1 protein-coding gene is annotated in these 406 nt (G+C 34.0%); it reads right to left on the minus strand.

Annotated features, from left to right (window positions below):
- Positions 1 to 406 (minus strand): hypothetical protein (locus AOA61_RS31295; protein WP_158234819.1); only part of this gene is annotated, 406 nt, incomplete at both ends.

The following is a 406-nucleotide window of genomic DNA, read 5'->3' on the forward strand; positions in this document are numbered from 1 at the left end:
ATTTATTTATCGTAAATTTAAACCCTTGAGGTAATCCATTTTCATCAAAAACAATTTCTCCTTTTTTAACAACGATTTCACCATCACTGTGTTCGATATAAACACGAAGCATATCTAAATCAATACCATCATAATAAATATCCTCGATTGGTAGAATAACGTCTGTGGAGTAACCTTTATAGTTCGTCTCTATCTCAATAGGATTTCCAAGAATTTTCACTTGGCCTGACACACCAAACACTTCAAAGATAGCTTCATTTACTACAGGACTACTAGCTAATCTTTGACCTACAATACCTTGTTCATTCTGATCCTTCACTGGAACAAAACGGAAATACAAATCAATCTTAGCTGCTTGCATTGCTTGAATCTCATCACTTGAGAGATAAATAACACCATAGTCAGT

Origin of the sequence: Pseudomonas sp. 2995-1 (assembly GCF_002742505.1) — a bacterium.
Classification (GTDB): domain Bacteria; phylum Pseudomonadota; class Gammaproteobacteria; order Pseudomonadales; family Pseudomonadaceae; genus Aquipseudomonas; species Aquipseudomonas sivasensis.